The following is a 16,252-nucleotide window of genomic DNA, read 5'->3' as shown; positions in this document are numbered from 1 at the left end:
CTTTTTCAGTAATTAACTTTTCTGCGAATAACTTTTTCTGAGGCTAACCTTTCTGTGATTAACCTGAGTTAGGATTTGAATTAGTGCGCGGCTTGCGACATCCAATGTAATAAGTCGAGCGCGGGGTCATACTCTTGAGCTGCTGCCATGCCAATCCAGGTGACAGCCTCCGCTTGGCTGGCTTGAACGCCACTTCCAGAGATATACATCAACCCAAGCTGTGTTTGAGCTTCAGGGCTACCGTTATTGGCTGCGGTGACGAACCACTCCGCGGCTTTTTCATCATTCTGTTCTACGCCATCTCCGCTCAGATATAAGTAAGCGACAGAGAGCTGGGCATCCAATTGCCCTTGGTAAGCTTCATCCAACAGTTGCACGACATCTTGATGCTGCTGTACTTGATCATTTATGGCTTCATTCTCAAAGCTCTCGCTTCCAAAGCTTGCCTTGGCAAAAAACAGAACAACCAAAACACCCGCCAAAATCACGGTAGTTAAACGTTTATTGAGCATTTATTTCCTCCTCGGGAATAAAGTTCACGACGTCCCTGTTGAATGAATTAGGTGAAAAGTAGGAATGGCGCGATGATGCATAAGCTTGATAGCAATACGTTTTCAATTTTCATAATTGGCTCTCGAGTAATGATTGTTGAGTGAATCATCGACTGAATTAAATGGTCATAACATTCAGTCGATTAAGACAGAGACTTAAATCGCTTTATCTATGATGGTTTCAATCGTCTGTTTCGAGATTGGGTAGAACTGAAAACAGATGTCTTTTTCAATCGCTTCTGCAATGTTGCTCTTCTCTTGCTCATCAAAGTCCCAGCTGCTGAAACGCTTCATCGCACCCACACTGGTTTGGAAGTTATTTAAGAAATCCAACACGCGTAGGTAAATCATTTCATCGGTTCCCGTGCTGTCGACAGAGAATGCTTGAGCTAACTTCGCCGCATTCGGCATGTAGAACTCTGGCAGTGCTTCAATCACAACCGGCATTAATACCGTGTTGGCATCACCATGTGGAATGTGGCTAATCGCACCAAAAGCGTGAGCGCAGTTATGAATCGGAATCCCGCCCAAAGACGAATAAAATGCAGAGATCGCCATAGTGCTCGCTTGAAGAAGGTTGCCGCGCGCAGTTAGGTTTTCTGGTTCTTTCAATGCCAAGGGTAAGTTTTCAACAATCAATTTTGCAGCCTGAATACCGTAAGCGTCGGTGAATGCATTACTCATTGGCGAGACCATCGCTTCAACAGCGTGTGTTAGTGCATCCATCGCGGTAGAACGAGTCAGATGATCAGGCAGCTTAGTGGTCACCGTTGGATCAAGGATCGCGATATCAGCTTCCAATCCAGACGCGACTAGACTTGCCTTAATGTTTTCATGTTCATTGTAAAAAACAGCAATCGGAGAGGCTTCTGCGCCCGTGCCAGCCGTTGTCGGAACCGCAATGTGTGGCACTCGAATATCTTCATTGTTTGGCCACACATCCATATGACCGCCGCCGGCAATCACCGTACGGATATCATCTATCTGTTTATGAAATGCGTATTTCACGCCTTTAGAAGCATCAATTACACTGCCACCACCAACAGACAAGATCGCATCAGCATTGACGCTGTTTGCAAACTCAATGGCAGCGTTGATGTTGTCGCAAGTCGCGTCTGGCGCGATATCGGTGTACACACCAACAAGTTGAACTGCTTGTTCATTACCTGGCTGGTTCACCTTTTCGTTTACAAACAACGCCGAGAACTGCTCAACAAAACCAAGAGACTCCAAGCCTTTATCAGAAAAGAGCACGACTCTTTGCGCACCTAAGCGACCAAAAAGAGAAGGGATATTTTCAATGCCATTCTCTTGAGCATGAACAATGGTTTTAAGTTGAAAGTTAAAATTATTGGTTGTCATGGTATTTACCTCATTTCTATTTGATGACTAAACAATAACCAATACAAACCGGTCGGTCTAGAGTGTTAATGTCAAAGATATGTCAATTAAGATCTTTATGGATCATTGCCCCAAAACGAAAAAAGCCCGCAAATGCGGGCTGTAGTAATAAGTAAGCTAGTGAGTGATCATTAAATAAGTGTCATTGACTCACCATGAGCAACTTATTAACTATTAACGAAGATGAGCTGGCACCTTGCTTTTATCTCTAGTGAGGTAGTAATACAGGTAAACTAAAGAGTAGACAGTCACAAATCCATCGAGCGCAAACACACCGCTCCAACCATAAAACCACTCATAATCGTTGATACATACGTTGTATAAGAATATGCCCACAAACATCGACTTCTCAAATGCGCTGTAAATCATGGTCGATGTACGCAGCGATTTGTACTTCGCCGAGACCATCAACAATATGCCGATACAACCGACCATAACGCCCCAGTGCTGATATGTACCCATCAAATACGTGCTACTTTCCAACATCGTATCGTTGTACGAGAACAACGTCTGCATGCTCCAGTCCGGTGCCAGAAAGGTGGAAAAAGCAGTGGCAGTCAAGAATCCCGTGATCATCAAATACGACTTTATGGTTCTTTCAAAAAAACGTTCCAACATAAATAGCCTCTTATATAAATTTTTAATAATGAATAACGTAATATCAGGTATAACTTACTTGCCTAGCATGCTCATCACAGCTGCTTTTAATTCGTTGTCTTCTCTTGAAAACAGATGCTTAACTCGATGATCTAAGCCCGTTTCCAAAACTGTTTTTGCATGAGAGAAAGTCAGAAAACCTTCTTTACCGTGATAATTGCCCTGCCCTGATTCACCAATGCCACCAAACGGCGCGTCATCAACCGCTAGATGGAAAACACAGTCATTGATACACATTCCGCCGGAATGAACTTGGTGCTTAACCTGAGCCTGTAAACTCAAATCAAAGCTCATCAGGTAGAGTGCTAACGGCCTTGGTTTGCTATTGATGACTTGGAGCGCCTCTTCGATATTGCGATACGTAATCAAGGGTAATAGTGGGCCGAAAATCTCTTCGTTCATCACCTTGGATGACAGGCTTGGTTCAACAATCAGGTGCGTCACCAAGCGGTGGTTATCTAAGTCCATCGCTTCGTCATGGCAAGCGACGGTTCGCGTTCCAGCTTGTCGTTCTTCATTCAACAAACCCACTATCCGGTCGCATTGACGAGGATTGATTAGGGACGTCAAACTCTCGGAATACACTCCTTCATCGAATAGCAATTGGTACTGTTTTTTATACTCTTGAATGAAAGATTCAACTTTCCCTTCAGGTAGCAATACATAGTCAGGAGCCACACACACCTGCCCGTTATTGAGGCTCTTACCATAAATGATTCGCTCAACCGCGATATCAATTGGCATGTCTTCTGCAACGATAACCGGTGACTTACCGCCTAGCTCTAGCGTGACTGGAGTTAGCGTGTCAGCCGCTGACCTCATCACTTGGCGACCCACTTGGGTTGACCCTGTAAATAGAAGATGATCAAACGGCAATGCCGAAAATGCGGCTGCGATTTCTACCTCACCTTCAACCAAGCACACCTCATCGGCATGGAAAACTTCAGCCAATAGCGCTGTTAATACTTGGTTCGTCGCTGGGGTAAATTCACTCATCTTGATCATAGCGCGATTGCCTGCAGCCAGAGCAGAAATAAGCGGTCCGACGGATAACATGATCGGGAAATTCCACGGGGCAATAATCCCGACAACGCCTTTGGGTTGATAAACCACCTCCACACGAGAGGTTGAAAGTAATGGACCGGAATGACGAATTGAAGATGTCGACCAATGAGGCAAACACTCAATGCTGTGATCAATATTTCCGATACAAGGCAATATGTCAGCCATCAAAGTGTCTTGTCGGCTGCGGTGACCATAGTCCTCACTCACGGCTACACACAAACGATCTGTGTAATCGATGAGAGCAGATTTCAGCGCAAGCAACTGTTCTATTCTCACCGGCACAGTGGGCATCGGATCATCTGCAAAAGCGTCCTGCATATTCTTCAACATCTCTGTCATTTGTGTAGCCGTCAATTCGTGTTTCATACATCACCTCGTGGTTAATATAAGCACACAATAATCCAAAACAAACCGGTCGGTCCACAAGTTTATTGTCAGAGAATCGTCAATACGTTTTTGAATACCAGAAAAGAGGCATTCAAAAGCTGAGAATAGATCAGGGGCGTTTAAATAAAAATACGTAACTAATAACTGAGGGATAATTAGAAGATTTTGAATGGCGGGATCAAAAATGGCCGCTGAATGCGACCATTTGATAACTATTTAAGTTTTTGTTTTAAATATACAATTTAAAACTAACGTTAGCTCTTGGCTACGTTTGCAATGCCTTCAAGTTGAAGTACTGGAGCAGCATCGATATCTTCTGCGTTCATCATAGATGAGACTCGCTGCATCGAAGAAAGCAGTAAACTTTGCTCCCACGGCTCAAGGTTTTGGAATTTTTTCACGAAGTTATCTTGTAGCGGCGGTGGTGCATTGCTCAACAACTCTTGACCCTTTTCAGTCAGGTTTGCGTGTACTTTGCGTCGATCAGATTCACTACGTACTCGTTGTACATAGCCGTTCAATTCTAAGCGATCGATGATTGTAGTCGTGGTTGCTTGACTCACATTAGTTTGATTAGACAACTCTTTGATCGTCACATTACCCATCTCTTGGATTGCTCTCATTAAGATTAATTGAGGGCCAGTCAAACCATACTCTTTACTCAGCTTTTTCGAGTGTAAATCGATAGCGCGAATAATTTGGCGAATAGCGACCAGGATTTCGTCATGTTTGTCCAAGATGCAGACCTTTGTACTAATATACTGTGAGTGGATTTACAGTATCGAAGCAATGAAATGTCCTGAACTCTTGAGTCAGGTGCGTTCGAATTACACTGTAAATTGATAAATTACTTCATTAATTTTCCGCATTGTACTGATGTTCATACTATTCTCAATCTTTTCTATGCATCTGAATCTGCGCAGACCAACACTTTTGCTCAATAAGAGCCGATTTTTATTTATATAACAAAGAAAAAAGTAACCAAAATCACAAACATTGGTAGAGAAAAAGATTTTATAATCAAATAGGTAGAGAGATTACCATTGTCTCACTACCTATTTTATCTCTTAGAGAACAAATTATCTCAACTCAAACCATTAAGCGGCATTATTAAGTTGAAAATTACCTGTAAGAGCGCTGTAAAACTCACTGTTGTCCAAGATCCCGACCAACAGATCGTCTTCGACAAGCAAAATGGGATGATTGCTGATCTGTTTCAGCTTAATGGCATCACGCATACCGATCTCTGGGCTTGCCACCACAACACTCGACGAGTTGATTGCGGTCAAGTCATCAGACTCACTCCACTTAACAAGAGCCAAAGCGGATTCACCTTTTACAGATAAAATACCTTCATTCAGTTCAATCCATAGATCTTTTGCACCACAGATCTTCCAACTGTCATTCTCTTGTGTCAATGATCCAAGAGGCTGCATTAATGAACGACCTTTAAGTACGTTCAATGGGTTGGTGTGGGCAACGAAGTCTTTTACGTATTCGGTTTTTGGCGTTAATACGATCTCTTCTGGTTTACCGTGTTGGATCAGTTGACCCGATTCCATGATCGCAATGTTGTTACCAATTTTTAACGCTTCATCAAGGTCATGGCTCACGAATAAAATCGTTTTATTAAGCTTGCTTTGCAATGTAAGCAGTTCATCTTGAAGCTGTGCTCGAATCAGTGGATCAAGCGCGGAGAAAGGTTCATCCATCAACAGAATGTCTGTGTCCATCGCAAACGCTCGCGCCAAACCAACACGTTGCTGCATGCCGCCAGAAAGCTCATGAGGGAATTTGGTTTCCCATTCAGCTAAACCAACCATCTCTAACTGTTCACGCGCCTTTTCACGACGAACATCTTTGGCTACGCCTTGCATTTCAAGACCAAATGCCACGTTATCTAACACGGTTAACCAAGGCATCAGTGCAAACTTTTGAAATACCATTGATACGCGGTGAGTACGTAAGTGACGAAGAGTCGCTTCGTCACATTGCTCGCCTAAGTCCACCAGTTTATCGCCATCTTTGATTGCTAAAGAACCTCGGCTAATTTCATTCAAACCGTTTACAGCGCGAAGCAGTGAAGATTTACCCGAGCCCGACAAACCCATCAATACACATATCTCGCCCTCTTTAACCGTCAACGACACATTATCCACACCAACAACTTGACCAGTCTCATCGATAATCTCTTGGCGAGTTTTACCTTGGTCTAGAAGTTCAAGTGCTTGATTGGCTTTATTACCGAACACGACATCAAGGTTTTTGATGGTAATCGCGTCCACTGCAGTCTGCTCTTGAGAATTCGCTTTATGTTCTTGAGGTACGGCTTTGCTTTCTTGAGACATAGCGTTATTTACTAAAGACATGATTAAGCTTCCTTCTGGTTTGGTGTCTTACACAAGCGATCAAGAATAATAGCGACCAGTACAATCGCCAGTCCGGCTTCAAAGCCTTGTGAAATGTTCACTGTGTTTAGCGCTCGAACCACAGGTTTACCCAGGCCGTCAGCACCAACAAGAGCCGCAATCACTACCATAGAAAGTGATAACATAATGCACTGCGTTACGCCTGCCATGATGCTTGGAAGCGCGGCTGGAAGTTCTACTTTTAACAACAACTTCATGCGGCTTGCACCAAAGGCTTTACCCGCTTCAATCAACTCTTCAGGGACTTTAGTCACCCCCAAATAGGTCAAACGAATCGGCGCGGCTATCGCGAAAATAATGGTCGAGATTAAGCCTGGAACGATACCTAAGCCAAATAGAACCAAAGTCGGAATCAGATAAACGAAGGTTGGAACGGTCTGCATTAAATCTAAGATCGGGCGCAACAGCGTGTATAGCCAAGGACGGTGAGCCGCCATAATGCCAACCGGTACGCCAATTAATACGGAAATCGTTGTCGCCGCAAAGACGAGAACAAAGGTTTCCAGCATTTCTTGCCAATAGCCAAGGTTGAGGATCGTCAGAAGCGCGGCGACGACGAAGATCACCAAAGACAGTTTGCGATGTAGATACCATGCAAGGGCTGCCGTAATAACAATAGGTAATGCAGGAGGCATCCACTTAAATACATCGACTAAAAACAGAATAACGGTTTCTAAAAAGATAGAGACAGCGTCAAAAAAGCCTGCTGCGTTGATTGTTAACCAGTCAACGCCAGCTTCCATCCATTGTCCGACAGGGATTTTGTTTTCCGTAATAAAATTCACAATATTGCCTTTCATTATTGGTGAGCCGAAGCTCACCTTTATTATTTATGTAGCTGTTGAGATAGGTAGAACTAAGCTTTTACTTGCTTTAGGTATTCAGTAACGGCTTGAGTTGCTGATTCACCTTTATGTGTTTTTACGTTGTCTAACCAAGCTTCAACTTGTTGTGGATTGTTGATTAACCATTGTTGAGCGGCTTGTTCTGGCTTAGCTTTCTGGTTAAGAATCTCTTCCATCAACTGGTTTTCCATCTCTAGAGTGAACTCTAGGTTTTGCAGAAGCTGCCCCACATTTGAACACTCTGACAAATAGTTTGAACGAACGTTGGTGTAGACATTCGCACCACCATAGTTCGGGCCAAAGAAGTCGTCACCACCAGCAAGGTATTCCATTTCAACATTACTGTTCATTGGGTGAGGAGCCCAACCAAGGTAAACAATCCATTGGCTGCGACGTGCCGCACGCGATACTTGAGATACCATGCCAGCTTCACTTGATTCCACTAGGCTGAAGTCTTTCAAGCCAAACGCGTCAGAATCAATCATTGATTGGATTAAGCGGTTACCATCGTTACCCGGCTCGATACCGTAGATACGATCTTTAAATTTGTCGGCATGTTTTGCTAGGTCTGCAAAGCTTTTTACACCTGCGTCGTATACGTACTTAGGTACAGCTAATGTGTATTTTGCACCTTCAAGGTTGGCACGAACTGTCTCTACAGTGCCCGCTTCACGATACTTAGCAATATCGCCTTCCATGGTTGGCATCCAGTTACCTAGGAACACGTCAATGTCACCATTCGCCATTGAAGAGTAAGTCACCGGTACAGAAAGTAGGTCGGTTTTGGTTTTGTAACCAAGGCCTTTTAATAGTTCAGAAGTAACGGCGGTTGTTGCAGTAATGTCTGTCCAGCCCACATCAGCAAAGCGAACGTTTTCACATTGTTGTGGCTCTACTGAAGCGTTAGCGTAAGCACTGAACGCGAATGAACTGATGGCTAATGTTACTAATGCCGTTTTTGTAGCGGTCTGTTTATGTTGAGTCGTCATAATGATTCCTTTTTATCTTTCCTTGTTCTGCCCTAACTCATACTAATCAGGGCAATTTTTCTGACTTTTAACTAATTTTTGTTGTTACTATTTTTATTATTACTGATTTTTCTATTTTCTATTCAATAACAGAGACTTACACTTCTCTTACTGGTTTATCTGTTCTTTGTTTGTCTTCCCACTCAGGAGCAATCCACACTGGAACATCCTGCTCTTTAAGCATCGGCTTACCAAGAATCAAATCGGAAGCGCGCTCGGCAACCATAATGGTTGGGGCGTTCAAGTTTCCATTTGGAATAGTTGGGAAAACAGACGAGTCGACAACACGCAGATTATCAATACCGCGAACACGGCACTCCTCATCAAGCACTGCCATTGGATCGTTATCAGCCCCCATTTTGCAGCCACATGAAGGGTGATACGCGCTTTCAACGTTCTGCTTAACCCATTCATCAATCGCTTCATCGGAAGTAATATTTAGACCAGGCTGAATCTCTTCGCCTCGGTAAACGTCCATCGCAGGTTGAGACAAAATCTCACGCGTCAGACGAATACAATCGCGCCAATCTTGGCGGTCTTGCTCGGTCGAGATGTAGTTGAAAATGATCTCTGGCTTGGCATGCGGATCAGCCGAAGTGATCGCAACCGTACCGCGACTTTCAGGCTTGTTAGGCCCAACGTGAACTTGGAAACCGTGACCATCAAAAGCCGCTTGACCGTCATAACGCATAGCTGCTGGTAGGAAATGGTATTGAATATTCGGCCACTTCAATCCTTTGCGTGAACGAATAAACGCACATGATTCAAAGTGGTTAGTAGCACCCAAACCTTTACGAGTCAGAATCCATTCCGCGCCAATCATGCCTTTGCTAACTAAACCAAGCTTACTGTTAAGCGTGATGGGTTCGTTACAGTGGTATTGGAAGTACACTTCTAGGTGGTCTTGTAGGTTTTCACCGACGCCACTGAGTTCGTGTTTCAGCTCTATACCAGCCTTTTCAAGCACGGCTTTCGGGCCGATACCAGAAAGTTGCAGCAGTTGAACAGAACCGATAGAACCGGCAGAAGAGATCACTTCTTTGTTCGCGACCGCGACTTGAGTATTGCCTGACTTTTCAAACTCGACACCGACTGCTTTCAGACCTGATTGGCCAGTTGAGTCTTGTGCTTCAAGTAAGAAACGGCGCGCCACGATGCCTTTCTTCAAGGTCAGGTTTGAACGCTTCAATGCACGGCGCAGATAAGCGTTAGAGGTTGAGGCTCTCACTCCCTTGTCTACCGTCATATGCATGGTGCCGAAGCCTTCTTGCTGGTAGCCGTTATAGTCTTGTGTTTCTGGGTAACCAGCGTCTTTACCTGCATCAATGAATGCTTGGTAAAGCGGGTTCAGATCCATATCGTTACCGTTACAAGTGCCTACTGGGCCATTGTCGCCACGGTATTGATCGCCACCTTTGTTCCATGATTCAGCACGGCGAAAATAAGGCAAACACGCTTGGTAATTCCAACCGGCAGCACCCTCTTCTTCCCACTGGTCGAAGTCACAAGCATGACCACGCACGTAAACCATGCCATTGATTGATGAGCTACCACCTAACACTTTGCCGCGTGGGCAGTGCAGTTCACGTCCATCAAGGCCTGGCTCTTGTTGAGTCTCAAACTGCCATGCATATTTTTCAGTATTCATCGGGTAGGAAAGCGCCGTTGGCATTTGGATAAAAATGCTCTTATCCGTACCACCCGCTTCCAGTAATAAAACGCTATGTTCACCGCTTTCCGTTAGCCTATCCGCTAACACACAGCCGGCCGAACCCGCGCCGACGATAATATAATCGTAGCGTTGTTCCATATTTTAAGTTCCCTGAGATGAGTCAGTGAGGCTAGCTCTTTTAAGCTAGCCTGTTGAATTAAGTTTTACGCGTTAGGCATAAGGGCTGGCGTAATCGCCTAGCTCAATAAGAATGCTCTTCGTTTGCGTATAGTGGAGTAGAGTTTCTGGGCCATTTTCACGACCAACACCCGAAAGCTTGTAGCCACCAACAGGCATTTCTGCAGGTGAGTCACCCCACGTATTAACCCAACAAATACCTGCCTGCATTTGATGAATAACACGGTGAGCACGAGAAAGGTTTTGCGTGAACACGCCAGCAGCCAGGCCGTACTTAGTATCGTTAGCACGACGAATCACATCGTCTTCATCAGTGAACTTCAACACCGACATTACAGGGCCAAAGATCTCTTGTTGGACGTGTGGCATGTTGTCTTCGCAGTCCACAAACACGGTTGGGACAACAAAGTTGCCGTTCGCTAGCCCGTTGTCAGTCACTTGATAACCGCCAGTCAGCAATGTTGCGCCAGACTGTTTTGCTAGCTCAATCGCTTCAAGAACTTTTGAAAGGTGCTCTTTAGAAATCAACGCACCAATTTGAGTCTCCATGTCCATTGGATCACCAATGATCAGTTTTTCAGTGCGTGTCTTAAGTTGGTCGATAAAATCGTTGTAGATGTTTTCGTGTACATAAACACGAGTACCATTGGTACACACTTCACCTTGGGTGTAAAAGTTTGCGACCATAGAAGCGGAAACCGCATCATCCAATTTCGCATCATCAAACACGATCATTGGCGATTTGCCACCAAGTTCCATGGTCACCGATTTAAGCGTCTTAGCGCTATCCGCCATCACAGCCTTACCAGTGCCGGTTTCACCTGTGAAAGACACTTTAGAGATGTCTGGATGAGCCGTTAGCATTTGGCCGACACGGTAGTCACCCTGAACCACGTTAAATACACCATCTGGAAGGCCTGCTTCGGTAAATATCTCAGCAAGCTTAAGTGCCGTTAGCGGGGTTTCTTCGGAAGGTTTGAAAATCATCGCATTACCCGCAGCCAATGCCGGAGCCGATTTCCACATCGCGATTTGAATTGGGTAGTTCCACGCGCCAATACCGGCACAGATGCCAAGCGGTTCACGACGAGTGTAGAAAAATTGAGATTCACTAAGGGGTTGTTGATCGCCTTGAAGTGTAGGAGCGAGGCCTGCGAAGTATTCAATCACATCGGCACCAGACGCTACATCTACTTCAATCGCTTCTTGCAGTGGCTTACCCGTGTCAACAACCTCAAGGTTTGCAAGGTCATCATTTCGAGATCTAAGTATCGCTACCGCTTTCAAAAGAATACGACTGCGTTCCATGGCCGTCATTGCTGACCATACCGCAAATCCACGTTTCGCAGATTCAATAGCGCTATCCACGTCCGCTGAAGAGGCTTGGCCTAGCGTTGCGATAGGTTCGCCGTTTGCCGGGTTGATACTATCAAAGGTTTCACCAGACGTAGCTTTAACCGCTGCGCCATCGATGTATAACGAGTTCATTTCCATTTGAGATTCTGACTTAATTATTGTTATTAGACTCTGCTGGTCTATGTGTGAGTATTTATCGTTCAAGTACTATGATTGCAATGCGACGACCACGTTCTATGCGGTGTTACACGAGTAAAACGTCAGTTGTTTATCAAGATAATCATTGATGATGGCACGAGCCTTTTGAGCATCGATACCTTCAGGGTTTAACGTGCCTCTCAGCCATAACCCATCAATCAGAGAAGCAATCCCGTGAGCAACGAGATCCGCCTGTTCATGACTCAAAATACCTTTCAACTCAAGACGCAGATGTGAAATCAAACGTTTTTCATTTACACGCTGTAGTCTCTTCAATTGTTGGTCATGCATTGAATAGGACCAAAATGCCAACCATGCCTTCGCGACTTTATTTTCGGCTTGGTAACCTTCGAAGTTACCATCGATGATCGCGTTTATTCTCTGTTGGTGAGCATCAACAGGAAGCGCTTTTAGTGAAGTCGTGATGGTGTTGGATAATTGGCGAAGGATTTCACGCATCGTCTCTTCGAGCAGACCGTGTTTCCCACCAAAATAGTGATTAATGATACCTGTAGACACGCCCGCTTCTTTGCTGATCAACGCAATACTCGCGGCGTGTAAACCCACTCGGTCAATCACCGTCATGGTGGCTTGAACAAGCTGTGGTTTACGTATGTCAGGCATCCCAACCTTCGGCATTTCTCAGTCCTTTTATTTTATATTGAACGTTCAGTTAAATATAAAATGACAGAAATTTAATTAGGGTTCAAATGATTATTTAAAACAAACCCGTAACAACACAGCATTCAAAACGATTAAATACCCATGAAAACATATACTTAAATATCATTTAGACCACTAATGAAATTAATTAAAGATTTGAGGTGTGATGGTTATTGGTCGAAAGTTTTTAGCGAAAAAGAGTAAAAATCAATCAGGTTAACGATATTTAGAACCTCGAGTAAAAACCTTAAAGTAGTGTTTGATGCAGGAAGGATATAAAGTGAAAAAGTGCATAAAAAAAGGTTGATAATGACCAAACCATTATCAACCTTTACGGAGCTTTGAATCTAAAGCGATGAATCTACCTAGGCTCACTCAATACGTGTAATGAACCCATACTTGTCAGAATCGGCATTTGTCATCCAGTGTTCACCCGAAGCAGGGGCAGAATCTAAAGTGAAGATGTAGAAGTCGATCCCTTTGTCTCCCATGACCTTTTTAAAGTAGGTCGCTTGCTTGCGATGGCTTTCGTTGGTGTATGGGAATTCTTTAGCTGTTTTATCACCCTCAGCCCAGCTATGAACGCCCACTTGCTTATTAAGCTCAATGGCTTTGGTGGTATCTGCTCGTTGTAAAACTCGTGGGTTACCCGCCGCGAACAGATCCGTGCCGCCAGAGAACACCGAACCCGTTGGAGTAACGATTGTGGTCATATTGTTGCTATTGATCATGCGACCGGTGTACATGTTGATATCATCATCAGCACTGCCACCAATATGGTTATTAAATTTCAAGATCATTTCACTGCCTGGGTATAGCTTAACGATATCGAAAAGCTGCGAATAGGTTGTAACCCCAAGAGTAGAAGTAATTCGCTCAACAGCGCCAGTGTTCTGGAGTACATCACGGTAAAATGCGTTAAAGGCAAATGAAGTAATGATAGTGACTTTGTTACCATTTTTAGTTTTGCTCAGAATCGTAGAGCCAAGACTCGTCACGTATTGCGACATCTCATTGTGATACTCAAGCTCAACCGCTTTTTTACTGGTCGCGCTCGTTTGAATTAACGTAGTTTCATTAGAAACAGAGCGCAGCGCAGTACCGCAATCAAAGGAGTCATAAAAATTACCCTCACTGTAAATCGCACAGTCATCGACTCCTGCATCAGGAAGATACAGATCAACGCTCTGACCTAGGCGACTTGCTAGCCTTACCACTTTTTGCTTATCACTGATGTCTTCAGCAAACTGAATATTTTCATACAGCACACCATCGTAGGTGAGTTTCATGGATTCTTGGAGATCTTGCCTCTCTTGATATAACTCACCCAATTTAGCCGATGAAAATACATAATCGGCCTTAGGTTTCATTTGCACTTTGTTTGCCGCTTTACCCGAGTTAGAGCTTGAATTACAGCCCGCTAAGAGAATCAAAGGTAATGCTAGTAAAATCTTTTGATAGTGGTTCATGCCGTTTTCCCAAAATATTTGATAGGGAAATTCTATTATTTAGCTCTCGAATTATCTGTCTTGATAATGTAAGAGTATGTATGTTCTTTTTGAACATTGTTTTTTATTTTCCTATTAATTTCATATCAGCATTGAACTAGCTTAAAAAGTGTTTAATCATTCATCTCAGATATTTTTCGCGAAGCAATTAGACTCAATATGCAATAGCGATTAATTACTAAACAAGGTTCACTCACGTAATCTCGTATAAGCTAAACACACGATAAGGCTGGGAATGGAATGACAAAACCTAAAATGATCATCGTGGAAGACGATTTGAAACTTCAGAAAATGTTGCAAGACTACTTTGTCGCGCAAGATTTTGATGTATTGGTTCTGGACGATGGCAGTAATGCCGCGCAAACCATTCTTGCCGAACAACCTGACATCGTATTGCTGGATTTAATGCTTCCTGTAACCGATGGGCTGACAATCTGCCGACAGACGCGTACGCACTATAAAGGTAAAATCTTGATGCTCACCGCTAGCGATGACGACTTTGATCATGTCGCTGGTTTAGAGACAGGGGCTGATGACTATGTCACCAAGCCAATCAAACCAAGAGTTTTGCTAGCAAGGGTCCGTTCACTATTACGCCGTCAAGAAACGGTGGCTCATTCAATTGATGACTCTGATAACCTTCAATTTGATCAACTCGTACTGAAAAACACATACAAGAAGTGTGAACTTGCAGGTGCTGTTTTGTCACTCACAGACAGCGAGTTTGATCTACTTTGGTTGTTGGCAAGCAACCCAGATACGCCGTTATCACGGGACTATTTAACCCAAACACTGCGCGGGATTGAGTATGACGGGATCGATAGGACAATTGATAACAAGGTTGTGCGTCTAAGAAAGATACTCGGTGACGATCACACACCAGCAGAGAAAATTCAGACCATTCGCGGGAAAGGTTACTTATTTGTTTCGACCGCCTGGCATTAACCTCGCTCAATACGAGCGTAATGAAAGAGAGCGATTATGCGACGTATCTATTTGGAGTCCCTGCTTGGGCTGTTAGTTTGCTTTATGACCGGCCTTGTTGCCTACGAAATTTCTGTCTACCAGCTCAATACCGACTACGAATATGTAATGGAAGATTACGAAGCGACGGCCCACCAACAACTGATAGAAAACATCGCTAAAAATCAAGGTCTTGAAGCAGCTCAACAAGCGATAAATCAGTTTGTCGAAACCACACGAAATAAACTGGTCATGTTCAGTCCAAAAGATGAAATACCAACCCCCGTTTCAGAGTTCTTCAGTACTAACCCGAATACCTTTATCTTTCACGATGATGGACGAGATCTATGGTTTCGCCTCACAGGCAGTGATAATACCTACCATTACTTACCTGATAATGAAGCGTTCGTTCGGCAAAAAATCGAGCTTGAAGATGATCTCATTTGGTTGTTTTTCCTAGCAAGCTTTATCTTATACGGCTTATGCCACCTAGTTATTATTTTCCGACGGGTCAAAAAACTTGAATACGCCACCCTACGCTTTGCGGAAGGGGATCTCTCTTCACGAGCAGAGACTTCAAGCGGCATAGCCATTGGCTCACTCAATAAATCCTTCAACCTAATGGCTGACCGTATTCATCGCTTAATTGAGAGTAACCGCTCACTTACTAATGCCGTTGCTCACGAGCTACGCACGCCAATATTTCGTATACAGTGGCAAGCTGAAATGCTCAAAGACACGCCGCTCAATGAATCGCAACAACACACCGTTGAAAGTATCGTCGAAGACACAGAAGAGATGGAAAAGATGGTCGACGAACTGTTGTGCTACGCCAAACTTGATAGCATTGGCCTCGAAAACCTACAACAGCCATTAGAGATAAGAGACTTTCTTGAACATGCGATGACACGCTGGAACAAAGATACAGAACTCAACATCAGCTTATCACTGCCAGAACAACCTAGCTCGATACTAGCAGATGAAACGCTGCTTAACCGAGCCTTAGATAACCTAGTACGTAACGCAATGAAGTTTGCGCGTTCACAGGTGTCGATTGAGGCTAGCGTGCATCAAGATCAACTACAGATTGCGGTACATGACGATGGTGATGGCGTGGCACAAGAACACCAAGCTCGCCTGTTTGAACCTTTTTACGTTGGCGACAAAGCGCGTAACAAAGCCAAGAGCGGCCATGGTTTGGGGCTTTCTATCGTCGATAAGATCTGTGCTCAACATAACGCAACCGTGGAAGTTGGCCAGAGCCAAACTTTAAAGGGAGCCGTATTCACCATTACCATTCAGATATGTAATAATTCGGCTATGTAACGATTCAGCTGACAAACCCATACAGT

General features: G+C 44.1%; 14 protein-coding genes. 2 read left to right on the top strand and 12 right to left on the bottom strand.

From position 1 onward, the window contains the following. Positions 1–80 precede the first annotated feature (80 nt). The 12 genes from L8S15_RS02765 to L8S15_RS02710 all read right to left on the bottom strand — a co-directional run bounded on the left by L8S15_RS02765 (position 81) and on the right by L8S15_RS02710 (position 13,898). Positions 81–512, bottom strand: coding sequence for a tetratricopeptide repeat protein (locus tag L8S15_RS02765; protein WP_010431998.1), 432 nt, complete (start codon positions 510–512; stop codon positions 81–83). A 195-nt stretch (positions 513–707) separates the two neighbouring features. Next, on the bottom strand, positions 708–1,913 hold the full coding sequence (locus L8S15_RS02760) for an iron-containing alcohol dehydrogenase (RefSeq protein WP_280571975.1): 1,206 nt from the start codon (positions 1,911–1,913) through the stop codon (positions 708–710). Between the two features lie 213 nt (positions 1,914–2,126). Then, on the bottom strand, positions 2,127–2,570 hold the full coding sequence (locus tag L8S15_RS02755; RefSeq protein ID WP_010432014.1) for a hypothetical protein: 444 nt from the start codon (positions 2,568–2,570) through the stop codon (positions 2,127–2,129). Between the two features lie 54 nt (positions 2,571–2,624). Continuing rightward, entirely contained in the window at positions 2,625–4,040 is a 1,416-nt protein-coding gene (locus tag L8S15_RS02750; protein WP_280571974.1) for a coniferyl aldehyde dehydrogenase, read from the bottom strand. Between the two features lie 275 nt (positions 4,041–4,315). Continuing rightward, the gene (locus L8S15_RS02745) at positions 4,316–4,798 is read right to left on the bottom strand and encodes a MarR family transcriptional regulator (protein WP_010432019.1); all 483 of its coding nucleotides are present in this window, start codon (positions 4,796–4,798) and stop codon (positions 4,316–4,318) included. A gap of 360 nt (positions 4,799–5,158) precedes the next feature. Then, positions 5,159–6,430 (bottom strand): choline ABC transporter ATP-binding protein, encoded by a 1,272-nt coding sequence (gene choV / locus L8S15_RS02740; RefSeq protein ID WP_280571973.1) that lies wholly within the window; start codon positions 6,428–6,430, stop codon positions 5,159–5,161. Between the two features lie 2 nt (positions 6,431–6,432). Beyond that, positions 6,433–7,275 carry a choline ABC transporter permease subunit gene (choW, locus tag L8S15_RS02735; RefSeq protein WP_010432025.1) on the bottom strand — a complete coding sequence of 281 codons (843 nt, stop codon included), beginning with the start codon at positions 7,273–7,275 and terminating at the stop codon, positions 6,433–6,435. Positions 7,276–7,346: 71 nt separating this feature from the next. Beyond that, positions 7,347–8,324 (bottom strand): choline ABC transporter substrate-binding protein, encoded by a 978-nt coding sequence (locus L8S15_RS02730; RefSeq protein ID WP_016768995.1) that lies wholly within the window; start codon positions 8,322–8,324, stop codon positions 7,347–7,349. A 136-nt stretch (positions 8,325–8,460) separates the two neighbouring features. Next, positions 8,461–10,173 (bottom strand): choline dehydrogenase, encoded by a 1,713-nt coding sequence (betA, locus tag L8S15_RS02725; RefSeq protein ID WP_280571972.1) that lies wholly within the window; start codon positions 10,171–10,173, stop codon positions 8,461–8,463. A gap of 72 nt (positions 10,174–10,245) precedes the next feature. Continuing rightward, a complete protein-coding gene (gene betB / locus L8S15_RS02720) occupies positions 10,246–11,706 on the bottom strand; it encodes a betaine-aldehyde dehydrogenase (RefSeq protein ID WP_016789971.1) in 1,461 nt (486 codons plus the stop codon). A 96-nt stretch (positions 11,707–11,802) separates the two neighbouring features. Next, a complete protein-coding gene (gene betI / locus L8S15_RS02715; protein WP_010432037.1) occupies positions 11,803–12,405 on the bottom strand; it encodes a transcriptional regulator BetI in 603 nt (200 codons plus the stop codon). 395 nt (positions 12,406–12,800) lie between these two features. Continuing rightward, positions 12,801–13,898, bottom strand: coding sequence for an alpha/beta hydrolase (locus tag L8S15_RS02710; RefSeq protein ID WP_280571971.1), 1,098 nt, complete (start codon positions 13,896–13,898; stop codon positions 12,801–12,803). 279 nt (positions 13,899–14,177) lie between these two features. Here L8S15_RS02710 and L8S15_RS02705 point away from each other — a divergent pair, with 279 nt between their 5' ends. Together L8S15_RS02705 and L8S15_RS02700 are read left to right on the top strand one after the other, a co-directional pair. Then, positions 14,178–14,882: a response regulator gene (locus tag L8S15_RS02705; RefSeq protein WP_010432042.1), complete on the top strand. Its 705-nt coding sequence runs from the start codon at positions 14,178–14,180 to the stop codon at positions 14,880–14,882. 36 nt (positions 14,883–14,918) lie between these two features. Continuing rightward, positions 14,919–16,226: an ATP-binding protein gene (locus L8S15_RS02700; RefSeq protein WP_050544273.1), complete on the top strand. Its 1,308-nt coding sequence runs from the start codon at positions 14,919–14,921 to the stop codon at positions 16,224–16,226. The last annotated feature ends 26 nt before the right edge of the window (positions 16,227–16,252 follow it).

Origin of the sequence: Vibrio sp. S/42/10 (assembly GCF_029890535.1) — a bacterium.
GTDB lineage: Bacteria > Pseudomonadota > Gammaproteobacteria > Enterobacterales > Vibrionaceae > Vibrio > Vibrio cyclitrophicus.
This window is presented reverse-complemented; position numbering and strand designations above follow the sequence as displayed.

Excerpts from the sequence above, each read along its gene's own strand:
- choV (WP_280571973.1), bottom strand. The coding sequence starts at position 6,430 with ATGTCTTTAGTAAATAACGCTATGTCTCAAGAAAGCAAAGCCGTACCT.
- L8S15_RS02750 (WP_280571974.1), bottom strand. The coding sequence starts at position 4,040 with ATGAAACACGAATTGACGGCTACACAAATGACAGAGATGTTGAAGAAT.
- betI (WP_010432037.1), bottom strand. The coding sequence starts at position 12,405 with ATGCCGAAGGTTGGGATGCCTGACATACGTAAACCACAGCTTGTTCAA.
- betB (WP_016789971.1), bottom strand. The coding sequence starts at position 11,706 with ATGGAAATGAACTCGTTATACATCGATGGCGCAGCGGTTAAAGCTACG.
- betA (WP_280571972.1), bottom strand. The coding sequence starts at position 10,173 with ATGGAACAACGCTACGATTATATTATCGTCGGCGCGGGTTCGGCCGGC.
- L8S15_RS02765 (WP_010431998.1), bottom strand. The coding sequence starts at position 512 with ATGCTCAATAAACGTTTAACTACCGTGATTTTGGCGGGTGTTTTGGTT.
- L8S15_RS02730 (WP_016768995.1), bottom strand. The coding sequence starts at position 8,324 with ATGACGACTCAACATAAACAGACCGCTACAAAAACGGCATTAGTAACA.
- L8S15_RS02700 (WP_050544273.1), top strand. The coding sequence starts at position 14,919 with ATGCGACGTATCTATTTGGAGTCCCTGCTTGGGCTGTTAGTTTGCTTT.
- L8S15_RS02760 (WP_280571975.1), bottom strand. The coding sequence starts at position 1,913 with ATGACAACCAATAATTTTAACTTTCAACTTAAAACCATTGTTCATGCT.
- L8S15_RS02755 (WP_010432014.1), bottom strand. The coding sequence starts at position 2,570 with ATGTTGGAACGTTTTTTTGAAAGAACCATAAAGTCGTATTTGATGATC.
- L8S15_RS02710 (WP_280571971.1), bottom strand. The coding sequence starts at position 13,898 with ATGAACCACTATCAAAAGATTTTACTAGCATTACCTTTGATTCTCTTA.
- L8S15_RS02705 (WP_010432042.1), top strand. The coding sequence starts at position 14,178 with ATGACAAAACCTAAAATGATCATCGTGGAAGACGATTTGAAACTTCAG.